We start from the raw sequence: 13,495 nt of genomic DNA, 5'->3' as shown, positions 1-13,495 counted from the left end.
TTGCAAGCACTCTGCTAGCACTAGTGTCCGAAGATCAGATCCGAGACCGTGTAGATGGCCAGTCCGGCGATGGATCCGACGACGGTTCCGTTGATCCGAATGAACTGGAGATCGCGTCCGACCTGCAGTTCGATCTTCTTGCTCGCTTCCTCGGCGTCCCAACGAGCGACGGTGTCGCCGATGATCGTGGTGATCTCGTCGGCATAGTTGGCAGCGATGTAACGGGCCCCACCCAGCAACCAACCGTCGGCCTTGGCGCGCAACTCGTCGTCGTCGCGCAGACGAATGCCGAAGTTGACCGTGTTCTCTTTGATCTTGGTGCGCAGCGTGCTCGTCGGATCGTCGACCGACTCGGTGATCAGACGCTTGGCGACCTTCCAGGTGGCGGCAGCCAGGCCGGTGATCTCCTCGCGCCCCATGATCTGCGCCTTGAGCTTCTCGGCCTTCTCGATGGTGGTGGGGTCGTGCTGCAGATCGTTGGCGTAATCGATGAGGAACTTGTTGGCGGCAAGACGAACGTCGTGCTCGGGGTTGGATCGGATCTTCCAGGTGAACTCGACGAGCTCCTTGTAGACCTTCTCGCCGAGCAGGGTGTCGACGAATTTCGGCGACCAGTTCGGGGAGTCCCGGGCCACGACGCGATCGATCATTTCCTGACTGCCCAGTGCCCACTGATGAGCCCTCTCGGCAAGCATGTCGATCAGCGGCAATTGACGGTTCTCACGGAGCAACTCGTCGAGGATGCGGCCGATGGGCGGCCCCCACTGCGGATCGGCGAGTCGGCGCACGATGGTGCTGTCGATCACCGCGGTGATGTCTTCGTCGTTGAGCACGTCGACCACACCGTGCAACACGGTCGCCGCTTCGGCTGCAACGCGTTCGGCGTTGTCGGGCTGAGCGAGCCAGGTACCCAACCGCAACGGAACCTGCGCCGACGCAACCTTTTCCGACACCACCTCGGGCGCAAGGAAGTTACTGCCGACGAACGAGCTCAGGCTCGCCCCGAGCTGATCCTTCTTCTTCTTGATCAGCGCCGTGTGGGGAATCGGGATGCCCAACGGATGCTTGAACAGCGCGGTCACCGCGAACCAGTCCGCGAGCGCGCCGACCATGCCCGCCTCCGACGCGGCGCGTACGTAGCCCACCCAGGCCCCCGCACCCGTCGACTCCTGCCACCGACAGAACAGGTAGACGACCGATGCGAAGACGAGGAAGCCCGTCGCGACCGTTTTCATCTTGCGGAGGTCGCGGCGCTTGGTGTCGTCGTCGAAGTTCATGAGCTGCACAACCGACATTGTGCCCAGAAATGTGACGGATCAACCGGACGCAGCCTGCAATGGTGTCGGAGCAGGCGCATAGGGTGGAGATGTGGCGAGAAATACGACGGAGGCAAAGCTGGACGAGTCCGAGCCGAGCGAGGACAAGCCCAAGGCCGAGAAGCCGGACGGCCGCAAACGTCGGTGGCGCGAGCACAAGATCGCTCGACGCGAGGAACTGGTCGACGGCACGTTGGCCGCGATTCGGTTGCGTGGCCGCGAGATCGGAATGGACGAGATCGCGTCGGAGATCGGTATCTCGAAGACGGTGCTCTACCGCTACTTCACCGACAAGAACGATCTGACCAGCGCCACCATGTCGCGGTACGTCGAAACGACACTTGCCCCACGGATCTACTCCGCCATCTCACACGAACTCGACGAGTACGAGCTCACCCGCGTGGTGGTGACCGCCTATGTCGAGACCGTTGCCACCGATCCCGAGGTGTACCTCTACGTCATGGCGAACAACGCGGGCAACAACCGCGATGTCGTCGCCGAGTCCGAGCGAATGATTGCCGAGTTGCTCTCGACCGTCCTCGGTGAGCGCCTCCGTCAACGTGAGATGGATTCCGGCGGATCGGTGCCGTGGGCCTTCGCCATCGTGGGCGCGGTCCAATTGGCCACCCACTGGTGGATCTCCAACAAGTCCATGTCGGCAGACGACCTGATCGATTACCTGTGCATGATGATGTGGGGCGGCATCCACGGTGTCGCGATGGCCGACGGGTCGCCCGCGAAATTCAAATCGCAGCCGCATCCGCTGGTCGACGACGAGCCCAAACCCTAACGCTCGTACCGATCGTCGTCGTCCAGAGGCACTTCTGCGCGCTGATCCAGCACGTCCGAGGCATCGGCCTCGGTGGGTAGATCATCCGCACTCGGTTCGTCGGGCTCGTCCATGATCGGCAGATTCTGCTCGACGCGGTCCTCGGTCGGAGTTTCGATGGATGATTCGCTCATGTCTCCATTCGTACCATCGCAGTGCACCCGTTCTCGTTTGAAACTCGAGCATGCCGGTAATCCGAAATACCATGACCACACAAACATTGTCCGGACGCCGCGTCGCCATTCTCGCCACCGACGGTGTCGAGCAAGTGGAGCTGGTGCAGCCCCGCGAAGCTGTCGAAAACGCCGGAGCCACAGTCACATTGGTTTCACTCGACCACGGTGACATCCAAGCCATGGAGAGCGACGTTCATGCCGCCGACACCTTCACGGTCGATCGCGTCGTCGCAGAGGTCTCGGTCGAGGACTTCGACGCGTTGATCCTGCCCGGCGGAACCACCAATCCCGACCAACTCCGCGTCGATGCGGACGCTGTCGAGTTCGTTCGCGCGTTCATGGACTCCCGAAAAGCTGTGGCCGTCATCTGCCACGGTGCCTGGACCCTCGCGGAAGCCGACGTCCTGAAGGGCCGAACGCTGACGTCCTACCCGAGCATCCGGACCGACATCCGCAATGCAGGCGGGACCGTCGTCGACGAGGAAGTAGTAGTGGACGGCAACCTGGTCTCGAGCCGCAACCCGGACGACCTGCCGGCCTTCTGCGCGAAGATCGTGGAGCTTTTCGCCGCTTGATAGGTTAGCGTGCCCTATGCGCATTTCTCGTTCCCTGACGTTGCCTGCGGCAGCCCTCGCCTTCGCTCTCACCCTGACCGCATGCAGCTCCGACGCCGGTGACGGCGGCAGCTCCGATTCCGCCGAGTCGGGTGGCATCGTCGTTACCGACATGTTCGGCGAGGTGGAAGTGCCCTCGAACCCCCAGCGCGTGGTGGCACTCGGCTGGTCCGATGCCGAGACAGCGCTGGCCCTGGGCGTTCAACCCGTCGGTGCCAGTGACTGGCTCGGCGTCGGCGGAAACGGATTGGGTCCGTGGGTCGACGAGTCCTACGACACCGATCCCGCGATCGTCGGGACCTTCGACGTCGACCTGGAATCGGTCGCGGCTCTGGCACCGGACCTGATTCTGTGGACGCGAAGCACCAACGACAAAGCCGTCTACGACGATCTGTCCGACATCGCGCCCACCGTCGCGGCACCGCCGGGAACCGACGTCGCCTACGGCACCACCTGGGACGGCCAGACCGAGATCGTCGCGCAGGCTCTCGGCAAAATCGACGAGGGCAAGAAACTCGTCGACGACACCAAGGCTCAGTTCGACGAGACCGTCGCCGCCAACCCGGAGTTCGCAGGCAAGACAGTCGCCGTCGGCACGCTCTACAGCGGACAGGTCGGTGCCTACGTGCAGGGCGACACCCGCGTCGACTTCCTCGAATCACTCGGCCTGACGAACACCCCGGCCGTCCAGGATCTCGCCGAACCCGGAGCGTTCAGCATCGAACTGTCGGAAGAGAACATCGCCGCGCTCGACGCCGACCTGACGGTCATGTTCCCCATCGGCACCGGACCCGAGGTGATCACCGACAACCCGTCGATCCAGGGTCTGCCGTCGGCACGCGACGGACGCCTCGTGGTGCTCGGTGACACGAACCTGTCCAACGCATTCTCGGCCGCCTCGGTCGCGGGTACCCGATACGCACTGGAGAACGCAGTGCCACTGTTCGCAGCACCGCTGAAGGGCTAGATCACACTCTCCCTGGCGGGCCTGTCACACTCTTCCCGGAGGGCTTGTCACACTCTTCCCGGAGGGCTTGTTACACCCTCCCCGGGGGGAAGCCACCCGCGGCGATCGGGCCCCAGCTGTCGATCACTATGCGTATCAACGACTTTCCCTGCTTCACCATCGCCGCGCGGTACTCGTCCCAATCCGAGTGCTCGCCGGCGATGCTACGGAAGTACTCCACCAGAGGCTCGACGGCGTCGGGGAGATCGATGATCTCGGCCGTTCCGTCTACCTGCACGTAGTCGCCGTTCCAATCGTCGCTGTGCACCAGCACCGTCACCGCCGAGTTGCGGCGAATGTTGTGCACCTTCGCCCGCTCGGGGTACGTGGCGATCACTATGCGACCCTCGGAGTCCACTCCCGCGGACACCGGCGAGACCTGCAGACCGTCGTCGCGTTTGCGGGTGATCAACGTGTGGTGATGTCGCGGAGAGACGAACTCGAGTAGCTGCTCACGCGTTGCGGATTCAGCTTTTGCAATCGTAGGGGCCATGCGTTCCATCGTAGAGAAGTAGTGTCCTCAACCATGGCCGACAACTCGAATTTGTGGACGCTGTCTCCCGTCGACGTGCTGCGCGCCGGTTCCTCTCCACGGGTGGAGGACATCGATTTCACTGCTACTCCGGGTTTCGACGGCAAGAAAGCACACGGCAACGACGTCCTCGAGCAGCGCGGCGCGGTCCTGGCCGCGCTTCAGGAGAAGCTGTATGCCCACGGACGCGCCGGGGGTACCAAATCCGTCCTGCTCGTGCTGCAGGGGATGGACACTGCAGGCAAGGGCGGCATGGTCAAGCACGTCATCGGGATGGTGGATCCACAAGGCGTCGATTTGGCGTCGTTCGGGGTTCCGACGCAGGAGGAGAAGCAACACCACTATCTGTGGCGTATCCGCAAGGCACTTCCGCGAGCCGGTCGGATCGGGGTGTTCGATCGCTCGCACTACGAGGACGTACTCGTCGTTGCCGTGCACGATCTGGTGCCACGACAGGTGTGGGAGAAGCGATTCGACGAGATCAACGCCTTCGAGAAGGAATTGGTCGACGAAGACACCGTCGTCGTCAAAGTTGCTCTGTTCGTCTCGTCGGACGAGCAGAAGAAGCGCTTGCAGGAGCGGCTCGATCGCCCCGAGAAGCATTGGAAGTACAACCCGGGTGATGTCACCGAGCGCGGTTTCCTACCGCAGTACCGGACGGCGTATCAGCGAGTTCTCGATCGCACGGATTCCGATCACGCACCGTGGTACGTCGTGCCCGCCGACCGTAAGTGGTACAGCAGGTTGGCAGTTACCGAGATTCTGATCGACGCGCTCGAAAAGCTCGATCTCGATTGGCCCGCAGCCGATTTCGACGTCGAGCACGAGAAGCAGCGACTCGCCGAAAGCTGACGAGAAGGGCCCGCAACATCGCGTCGCGGGCCCTTCGTGCTGTCAGTCGAAAATCAGAACGTCGCTGCGTCGATCACGAAGCGGTAGCGCACGTCGGACTTGACGACGCGGTCGTAGGCCTCGTTGATCTTCTCGGCCGGGATGAGCTCGATCTCGGCACCGATGTGGTGCTCGGCGCAGAAGTCCAGCATTTCCTGGGTCTCGGCGATGCCGCCGACCATGGAACCGGCGAACGAACGACGGTTGGCCAGCAGGTTGAAGGCCGGCACCTCGAGGGGCTTCTCGGGAACACCGAGCTCGACGAGGGTGCCGTTGCGGGCCAGCAGGCCGAGGTACTTGCCCATGGGCAGGTTCGCGGAAACTGTGTTCAGGATCAGGTCGAACTTGCCCTGCAGATCCTTGAGCGCGGAAGTGTCCTTGGTGGCGTAGTACTCGTCGGCACCGTAGGCCTTGCCGTCGGCTTCCTTCGCGTCCGTCTGGCTGAGCACGGTGACGTGTGCACCCATGGCGTGGGCGATCTTGACGCCGATGTGGCCGAGGCCGCCCATGCCGATGATGGCGACCTTCTTGTCGGGGCCCGCTCCCCAATGCTTCAGCGGCGAGTACAGCGTGATGCCTGCGCACAGCAGCGGTGCCGCGACGTCGAGCTCGACGCCCTCGGGGATGCCGAGCACGAACTTCTCCGTGACGACGATCTGGGTGGAGTAGCCACCGTTGGTGAACTCACCCTCGTAGGTCTCCGAGTTGTAGGTCTGGACGACGCCCTTGGTGCAGTACTGCTCGTCGCCGTCGAGGCACGCCTCGCACTTGCCGCAGGAGTCGACGAAGCAGCCGACGCCGACGCGGTCGCCCACCTTGCGGGTGGTCACATCGGAGCCGACCTCGGCCACGATGCCGGCGATCTCGTGTCCGGGAACGACTGGGTAGGTGGTGCCGCCCCACTCGTTCCGGGCGGTGTGGATGTCGGAGTGGCAGATGCCGGCGAACTTGACGTCGATGAGGATGTCGTTCGGTCCGACTGCGCGGCGTTCGATCGTCGCCTTCTCGAGCGGGGCGTCCGGAGCGGTGGCCTGGTAAGCGGTAGCTGAAGTCATAACTACATTGCTACCTACGCATCTGTGTAAGCGCAACACAGCTACCGCTTCGACCAGGCTATTCCTTAGCTAAACGAGTCTTTCGCAACAGTAACGTCAGCCGTTCTTGGCGATGTTGACGCCCAGCCACCCAACGTACGCCACCAGACCGATCAGTCCGATCTTGCGTGTCTTGGGGTACGCGATCGCGACGCCGACTGCCAATTCGGTGGCCCCGTTGCGACTGATCCAGGTTCGCGTGTCCTTCGGGAACGGGAGCTTGGTGATTCCCTCGAAGGCCTCGGGGACCACGAAGTGGGCGGCGCCGGTGGCGGCCAATCCGATTCCGAATGCCTTGGTGACCAGACCGTTCGACTTCTTGGACTTGCTCACTGACGCGCTCCCTGCGATCGACGTGGTTGAACTGGCAAAACGACAATAGCGCTACGAGACGCCGGTTACTTTGCGACCCGGCCGTTTTCGTAGCGGTAGAACCCGACTCCGGTCTTCTTGCCCACCTGCCCGGCCTCCACCATGCGCAACAGCAACGGTGGGGCGGCGAACAAGGGCTCTGCGAACTCGGAGTGCATCGAATCTGCAATGGCTTTCACGGTGTCGAGACCGATCAGATCGGCGAGTGCGAGTGGCCCCATCGGGTGTGCGAGTCCCAGCACGGTTGCCTTGTCGACATCTTCCTTGGTGGCAAATCCGGATTCGACCATGCGAATGGCCGAGAGCAGATACGGCACGAGCAGCGCGTTGACGACGAAACCCGACCGGTCTGCGGAGCGCACCACCTGCTTGCCGAGAACGTCGCCGGCGAATTTCTCGGCGCGATCGGCAACTGCCTCGGAGGTCGCATCGGTGGTGACGAGCTCGACGAGTGGCAGTACCGGTACCGGGTTGAAGAAATGCAGTCCGACGATTCGACTCGGGGCCGTGGTGGCGGATCCGAGCGTCGTGATGGGAATCGATGAGGTGTTGGAGGCAAGGACGGCACCGGGGTCCACCACGACGGCATCGAGCTCGGCGAAGATGTCGGCCTTGATCTTCTCGTCTTCGAGCACCGCTTCGACGACGAGTTGACGGTCGGCGAAGTCTGCGAGATCGGAGGTGAAGCGCAGCTTGCATGCTGCCTGCTCGCGTTCACGTTCGGTGATCTTGCCGCTGCTGACGCCGCGGTCGAGTGATCGAAGGATGCGGCTGCGACCGGCAGTGGCCAATTCGCGAGTCTGTTCGTGCACCAACACGTCGACATGGGCGCGGGCGCAGACCTCCGCGATTCCTGCCCCCATCTGCCCCGCTCCGACGATCCCCACCCTCTCGACCGTCACAGCAAACTCCTTTGAAATGCATTGCGCAACAACAGCTTTGACGCGAGATGGGGTAACTCTTGCCGGGTACCCAAGACCTTCGTGATACAGAACAGGCGGCCCGCAACGAAAGTTGCGGACCGCCTGACTGGTGCGCTGAAGGTCAGGAGAGGCGGTTAATGAAACTGGCCTTCTTCGGTGGAGCCCTTCAGTGCTGCCGTCGAGGTGTTGGGGTCGACGGTGGTGGCGATGCGGTCGAAGTAGCCCGCGCCGACCTCACGCTGGTGCTTGATGGCGGTGAAGCCACGCTCTTCGGCGGCCTTGAACTCGCGCTCCTGCAGGTCGACGAACGCGGTCATGCCTTCGCGGGCGTAGCCGTGTGCCAGGTCGAACATGCCGTAGTTGAGCGAGTGGAAGCCTGCGAGGGTGATGAACTGGAACTTGAAGCCCATTGCGCCGAGCTCCTTCTGGAACTTCGCGATGGTGGCGTCGTCCAGGTGTGCCTTCCAGTTGAACGAAGGCGAGCAGTTGTAGGCGAGGAGCTGGTCCGGGAATTCGCTGCGAACCGACTCGGAGAACTTCTTGGCGACCTCGAGGTCCGGCACGCCGGTCTCCATCCAGATGAGGTCTGCGTACGGTGCGTAGGCCTTGGCGCGAGCGATGCAGGGCTCGATGCCGTTCTTCACGCCGAAGAAGCCTTCTGCGGTGCGGGTTCCGTCGAGGAACTCACGGTCGCGCTCGTCCACGTCGGAGGTGATCAGCGTGGCTGCCTCGGCGTCGGTGCGGGCGATGATGACCGACGGCACGTCGGCGACGTCCGATGCCAGACGTGCGGAGGTCAGGGTGCGGATGTGCTGCTGAGTGGGGATGAGCACCTTGCCGCCGAGGTGGCCGCACTTCTTCTCCGATGCGAGCTGATCTTCCCAGTGCACGCCCGCAGCGCCGGCCACGATCATGGCCTTCTGCAGCTCGTAGGCGTTCAGTGCGCCACCGAAGCCGGCTTCGGCGTCGGCGACGACGGGAGCGAGCCAGTTCTTGACGGATGTGTCGCCCTCGATCTTGGCGATCTCGTCGGCGCGCAGAAGTGCGTTGTTGATGCGACGGACAACCGACGGCACCGAGTTGGCCGGGTAGAGGCTCTGGTCCGGGTAGGTGTGGCCCGAGAGGTTCGCGTCGCCGGCGACCTGCCAGCCGGAGAGGTAGATCGCCTGGAGGCCGGCGCGAATCTGCTGCACGGCCTGGTTGCCGGTGAGGGCACCGAGCGAGTTGATGTAGTCCTCGTTGTTCACGAGGTCCCACAGGATCTCACTGCCGCGGCGAGCGAGTGTCGCTTCTTCGACGACGGTGCCCTGGAGGTCGGAGACCTGCTGTGCGGTGAAGTTACGGGTGACGCCCTTCCAGCGGGGATTGGTGTCCCAATCCTGCTGGATCTCGGCGGTGGTCTTCGGGGTGCCGGTGGTCGACATCTTCAGCTCCAGTCTCTTCTGCTTCTCGGCCTGCCTCGAGACGAATCTTCACATCGTTGCCAGGCCCTTCTGGTGTACTCCAAAACAATGGCACAACCGAAAACATGCGTCTACCAGTTGTTAGTGCCAATCTTGGCTAGCTTTCCCAGCGCCCTTGCTAAGTTTGCAAATTTTTGACACCGGCAAACCTCGCCGATCGGACGGCCGTGTTACTCGCCGGTAGGGACGAATCCCCAGTTGATGAACGCAATGCACAAAAACTCATACAGGACGCTTGTACGGTTTGGCGACGGCGTCTGAATCGAGTCAGAACCACGGCATGATGTGATCGACATCACAGCCGACTGATCCCACGATGTGAGCATGGCACGGGTTGCTCCACTCGACACCACTTTCGCCGGGATACCCCGACCGACGCCGCCGAGTGGAGCAGAACTTGCACTCATCCACAGGTAGGCACCTGTCCACAGGGCATTCGATTTCCCCAGGTGGAGCATCGGAGAGCACCCGAGCCAACCACGACGCTGCCGTCATGACACCCGTCAACACCGACGCCGGCTCCACTCCCACCCATCTTCGGGAGCTTCTCGCCTCCGGACTGCATCCGAGCACGATCTCGCGACGCTTCACCCGTGTGCTCCCCGAGGTCTATATCTCTGGGGACCCGTCGACGATGGATAGGTGTCAGGCCACCACCCTGTGGCGACCCGACGCCGTACTCAGTCACCGGTCGGCTGCGTACCTGCGCGGTTGGACTACCGAGCCGACCACGCTCGACGCGACCGTCCCTCGCTCGGCTCGGCTTCGACCACCGCCGTGGCTGCGGCTGCACCGTCGCGCACTCGATTCACATCTCGTCGACGAGGTCGGGTCTCTGCCCTGCACCACTCCTGCGCAGACGATGCTCGATTGCCTAGCGGTACTCCCCCGCCCAGAGGCCGAGTTGCTAATCGACGAACGCCTGAAATTCGGACTCGACCCCGCGTCGCTCATCTGCCTACTCGAGCAATTCCCGGGTCGACGCGGCAACGCAGAGTTGGCTCGTCAGGTCCGGCTGGCAGTGACAAGGTTCGCCTCGGAGCCGGAGCGCGCTTTGGGACGAGCGCTGCACCGGATAGGACTTCGTCTGGAGATGAACGCGGCGGTCGGCCCGTACGTCTGCGATCTCGTCGACCGCCGCAGTCGAACCATCATCGAAGTGGACGGACGCGAATTCCACAGTGCAGCAGAGGTGTTCAGCAGAGATCGACGCAGGCAGAACGCCCTGGTGCTCGATGGCTGGTTGGTACTGCGCTACTCGGCGTTCGATGTGCTCGCCGCGCCGGACGCCGTAGCTGCCGAAATCGCGTCCGTTGTCAGGCGGCGTCGGGAATCGCGGCGATGACTGCAACTCATGCTCCACTCGCCGGGCCACAAGCGGGGCTTCCCGGATCTGCTGCGACGAGTGGAGCACCCGTTGCATCAGATGGACTGCGGCAAAGACTGCACATAAAGCACCACTCCGCGGGCTGAGTGCGACGTTCATCGCAGACAACCCGGGGAGTGGAGCATCAGTTGCAGGGAAAGGTCAGATTCGGACGCCGGTGTGCTCGTCGCTGGACGCAACCACCCTCGAGGTGATCGGGGCCCGACGCGACGCGACCACTCCGAGTGCGCCCATGGCGGCGATCACGAGTCCGCCGACGATGGCGAACAGGTCCGCGGCCAGCAGTCCGGACGGGAACACCATCAATGCGGGCGATACCGCGAGCAAGAGACCCAGGCCCACGTGGGTCCAGTGGCTCTGCCTCGACGAGGATCCGATGGCCCACAGAGCGGACGAGGCGGCGAGGATGCCGAGTACGAGGATGGCACCGGTGACTTCTTGGTCTCCCTGAACGGGGAGCCAGACGGTGGCTGCAACGAGGACAGCTCCGGTGACGAAGACGACGAGGTCCCTGACGATTTCCGATGTGCGTTGACGGTTGGACATGACCGCTCCTCGAGGTGCGTGGTGAATAGCTCGTATACCGGTATACGCCCTTACTTCGGCTAATGTTCCCGATGATCACCGAATTGTGATCCAGCAGCTAGTTGTGAACGGTGTTAAGGCATTTCTTCGCAGGCGTAGCCTGGCGATGTGTCCAAGACCTTCGTCGGCGTGCGGCTACGGCAGCTCCGCAGCGAACGCAGCATGAGTCAGGTATCGCTGGCACAGAAGCTGGGGATCTCCGCCAGTTATCTCAACCAGATCGAGCACGACGTGCGACCGCTGACGGTGCCGGTGCTGCTCCGCATCTCCGAAGTGTTCGGCGTCGACACCTCGTTCTTCTCCTCCGAGGACGACACCAGGTTGGTTGCCGAACTCCGCGAAGTGGCGCTCGATCAGGACATGGGTATCGACGCCGATGCACACGAGATCGCCCAGATGGTCAGCTCTCACCCACAATTGGCGCGAGCAATGGTCAATATGCACCGCCGATACCGCAATACGACGGCTCAGCTGCTGGCCGCGACCGAGGAACGATTCTCCGACGGCAGTGGCAGTGGTTCGATCAGCAAGCCGCACGAAGAAGTGCGCGACTACTTCTATCAGCGACAGAACTACCTGCACGAGCTGGACACTGCGGCGGAAGCACTGACGTCGAGGATCCGATTCCATCGCGCCGACGTGGGCGGTGAGATCGCCAAGCGACTCCGAACGGTGCACGACGTGCAGATCGTCAATCGCATCGACCTCGGCGAGAACGTGCTGCACCGTTTCGACCCGCAGACACGAGTGTTGGAGATTTCACCACACCTGTCCGGCGGGCAGAAGGTGTTCAGGTACGCCGCCGAACTGGCCTACCTCGAATGCGGAGATCTTCTGAACAAGATGGCCGAGGAAGGCAATTTTTCCAGCGAGTCGTCGAAGAAGCTGGCGGTACTCGGCTTCGCCAACTACTTCGCTGCCGCAACAGTGTTGCCGTATCACCACTTTCACGACGTAGCCGAAGATTTCCGCTACGACATCGAGCGGCTTTCGGCCTTCTTCTCGGTCAGTTACGAGACCATCTGCCATCGACTCTCCACCCTGCAGCGACCCGAGTTACGGGGCGTGCCCTTCTCGTTCGTCCGCGTGGATCGCGCGGGCAACATGTCGAAACGACAGTCCGCCACAGGCTTTCACTTCTCGTCGAGCGGCGGCACGTGCCCACTGTGGAATGTGTACGAGACGTTCGCCTACCCCGGTAAGATCATGACGCAGATCGCCGAGATGCCCGACGGCCGCAGCTATCTGTGGATCGCGCGCACCGTGGAGCGTCGAGCAGCGCGTTACGGTCAGCCGGGCAAGACCTTCGCAATCGGCCTCGGTTGCGAACTCCGTCATGCCGGGAGGCTGGTGTATGCCGACGGCCTGGATGTGCAGGGCTCGGCGGCTGCTACGCCGATCGGAGCGGGCTGCCGGGTCTGCGAACGCTCGAACTGCCCACAACGCGCCTTCCCTCCTTTGGGCAAGGATCTCGACATAGACGAGCACCGAAGTTCGGTGTCCCCGTACCTAGTTCGCTGACGAGTAGGAGAATTGCAATGACGCGAATCGGTGTTGTACTCAGGCCCGAACTCGCCCCGGAGGCAATCGTCGAAGCGGCGCGCGCGGCCGACGCCGCAGGCGTCGACGAGGTGTGGCTGTGGGAAGACTGCTTCTTCTCCGGTGGACTGTCCACTGCTGCAATGATTCTCGCGAGCACCGATCGCGTGAACGTCGGCATCGGGGTATTGCCCACTCCGATGCGGAACGTGGCGTCGACGGCCATGGAGATTGCCACCATTGCCCGGGTTCATCCGGGGCGGCTTCGGGTGGGACTCGGTCACGGCGTTCAGTCGTGGATGGCTCAGATCGGTGCGCGAGTGCAGTCGCCGCTGACGTTGCTGAGCGAACAGATGGCTGCGCTGACCAGTCTGCTTGCAAGCGAAACGGTTACCGTGCAGGGCCGTTACGTCTCGCTCGACGAGGTGAAGTTGAATTGGCCGCCGCTGCAACCACCGCCGCTCCTCGTCGGTGCGACCGGGCCGAAGACCCTCGCCCTGAGCGGCCGCTGCAGTGTGGGAACGATCCTGACGAGCGAGACATCACCGGAGCAGCTTCGCTCGGCCATCGAGCACATCGACGGTGGGCCCGAACACGACGTGATCGTCTATGTGTCGGCCGGATCCGATCCGGTCGACATCCAACGCTGGCTCGACGCAGGAGCCACCACCGTGGTGCTCGAACCCTCTGCGGACGCGGCCGATCCGACCTCGTTGTTCGCACAGGCGGCGTCTGCGACGGCCCGATTCGGCTCGTATCGACGCTGAA

15 protein-coding genes are annotated in these 13,495 nt (G+C 62.9%); 7 read left to right on the top strand and 8 right to left on the bottom strand.

Annotation, left to right across the window (positions count from 1 at the left end):
• Positions 1 to 20: 20 nt before the first annotated feature.
• Positions 21 to 1,295, bottom strand: coding sequence for a DUF445 domain-containing protein (locus ASG84_RS00570; protein WP_057475115.1), 1,275 nt, complete (start codon positions 1,293 to 1,295; stop codon positions 21 to 23).
• Positions 1,296 to 1,368: 73 nt separating this feature from the next.
• On the opposite strand from ASG84_RS00570, the gene ASG84_RS00565 reads away from it, so the two are divergent.
• Positions 1,369 to 2,106: a TetR/AcrR family transcriptional regulator gene (locus ASG84_RS00565; protein WP_057475114.1), complete on the top strand. Its 738-nt coding sequence runs from the start codon at positions 1,369 to 1,371 to the stop codon at positions 2,104 to 2,106.
• On the opposite strand, the gene ASG84_RS27305 is transcribed toward ASG84_RS00565, so the two are convergent.
• Complete coding sequence (locus tag ASG84_RS27305) at positions 2,103 to 2,279, bottom strand: hypothetical protein (protein ID WP_156399330.1); 177 nt, start codon at positions 2,277 to 2,279, stop codon at positions 2,103 to 2,105. The two genes, ASG84_RS00565 and ASG84_RS27305, sit on opposite strands and share 4 nt — an antisense overlap.
• Before the next feature lie 71 nt (positions 2,280 to 2,350).
• Between ASG84_RS27305 and ASG84_RS00560 the strand changes: the two genes are divergently transcribed.
• The gene (locus ASG84_RS00560) at positions 2,351 to 2,896 is read left to right on the top strand and encodes a type 1 glutamine amidotransferase domain-containing protein (RefSeq protein ID WP_057475113.1); all 546 of its coding nucleotides are present in this window, start codon (positions 2,351 to 2,353) and stop codon (positions 2,894 to 2,896) included.
• A 16-nt stretch (positions 2,897 to 2,912) separates the two neighbouring features.
• Positions 2,913 to 3,902 (top strand): iron-siderophore ABC transporter substrate-binding protein, encoded by a 990-nt coding sequence (locus ASG84_RS00555; RefSeq protein WP_057475112.1) that lies wholly within the window; start codon positions 2,913 to 2,915, stop codon positions 3,900 to 3,902.
• A 70-nt stretch (positions 3,903 to 3,972) separates the two neighbouring features.
• Here the strand turns inward: ASG84_RS00555 and ASG84_RS00550 are convergent, their stop codons facing one another.
• Complete coding sequence (locus tag ASG84_RS00550) at positions 3,973 to 4,434, bottom strand: PPOX class F420-dependent oxidoreductase (RefSeq protein ID WP_057475478.1); 462 nt, start codon at positions 4,432 to 4,434, stop codon at positions 3,973 to 3,975.
• Between the two features lie 33 nt (positions 4,435 to 4,467).
• Here ASG84_RS00550 and ASG84_RS00545 point away from each other — a divergent pair, with 33 nt between their 5' ends.
• Positions 4,468 to 5,325, top strand: a complete 858-nt coding sequence (locus ASG84_RS00545; protein WP_057475111.1) for a polyphosphate kinase 2 family protein — start codon at positions 4,468 to 4,470, stop codon at positions 5,323 to 5,325.
• A gap of 53 nt (positions 5,326 to 5,378) precedes the next feature.
• Here ASG84_RS00545 and ASG84_RS00540 read toward each other — a convergent pair whose 3' ends face one another.
• The 4 genes from ASG84_RS00540 to aceA all read right to left on the bottom strand — a co-directional run bounded on the left by ASG84_RS00540 (position 5,379) and on the right by aceA (position 9,177).
• Entirely contained in the window at positions 5,379 to 6,419 is a 1,041-nt protein-coding gene (locus tag ASG84_RS00540) for an NAD(P)-dependent alcohol dehydrogenase (protein ID WP_057475110.1), read from the bottom strand.
• A gap of 96 nt (positions 6,420 to 6,515) precedes the next feature.
• Positions 6,516 to 6,791 (bottom strand): hypothetical protein, encoded by a 276-nt coding sequence (locus tag ASG84_RS00535; RefSeq protein ID WP_057475109.1) that lies wholly within the window; start codon positions 6,789 to 6,791, stop codon positions 6,516 to 6,518.
• A gap of 65 nt (positions 6,792 to 6,856) precedes the next feature.
• On the bottom strand, positions 6,857 to 7,732 hold the full coding sequence (locus tag ASG84_RS00530; protein ID WP_082520706.1) for a 3-hydroxybutyryl-CoA dehydrogenase: 876 nt from the start codon (positions 7,730 to 7,732) through the stop codon (positions 6,857 to 6,859).
• Between the two features lie 155 nt (positions 7,733 to 7,887).
• A complete protein-coding gene (gene aceA, locus ASG84_RS00525; RefSeq protein ID WP_032386173.1) occupies positions 7,888 to 9,177 on the bottom strand; it encodes an isocitrate lyase in 1,290 nt (429 codons plus the stop codon).
• A gap of 532 nt (positions 9,178 to 9,709) precedes the next feature.
• Here aceA and ASG84_RS00520 point away from each other — a divergent pair.
• A complete protein-coding gene (locus tag ASG84_RS00520) occupies positions 9,710 to 10,561 on the top strand; it encodes a DUF559 domain-containing protein (protein ID WP_057475107.1) in 852 nt (283 codons plus the stop codon).
• 183 nt (positions 10,562 to 10,744) lie between these two features.
• Here the strand turns inward: ASG84_RS00520 and ASG84_RS00515 are convergent, their stop codons facing one another.
• Positions 10,745 to 11,149, bottom strand: a complete 405-nt coding sequence (locus ASG84_RS00515; RefSeq protein ID WP_057475106.1) for an SPW repeat domain-containing protein — start codon at positions 11,147 to 11,149, stop codon at positions 10,745 to 10,747.
• Between the two features lie 147 nt (positions 11,150 to 11,296).
• On the opposite strand from ASG84_RS00515, the gene ramB reads away from it, so the two are divergent.
• A complete protein-coding gene (gene ramB, locus ASG84_RS00510; RefSeq protein WP_057475105.1) occupies positions 11,297 to 12,709 on the top strand; it encodes an acetate metabolism transcriptional regulator RamB in 1,413 nt (470 codons plus the stop codon).
• A gap of 17 nt (positions 12,710 to 12,726) precedes the next feature.
• Positions 12,727 to 13,494, top strand: a complete 768-nt coding sequence (locus tag ASG84_RS00505) for an LLM class flavin-dependent oxidoreductase (protein WP_057475104.1) — start codon at positions 12,727 to 12,729, stop codon at positions 13,492 to 13,494.
• Position 13,495 lies beyond the last annotated feature (1 nt).

The organism is Rhodococcus sp. Leaf278 (assembly GCF_001426085.1).
GTDB lineage: Bacteria > Actinomycetota > Actinomycetes > Mycobacteriales > Mycobacteriaceae > Rhodococcoides.
The sequence above is the reverse complement of the archived record's forward strand: the minus strand, read 5'-3'. Positions and strand labels throughout refer to the sequence as shown.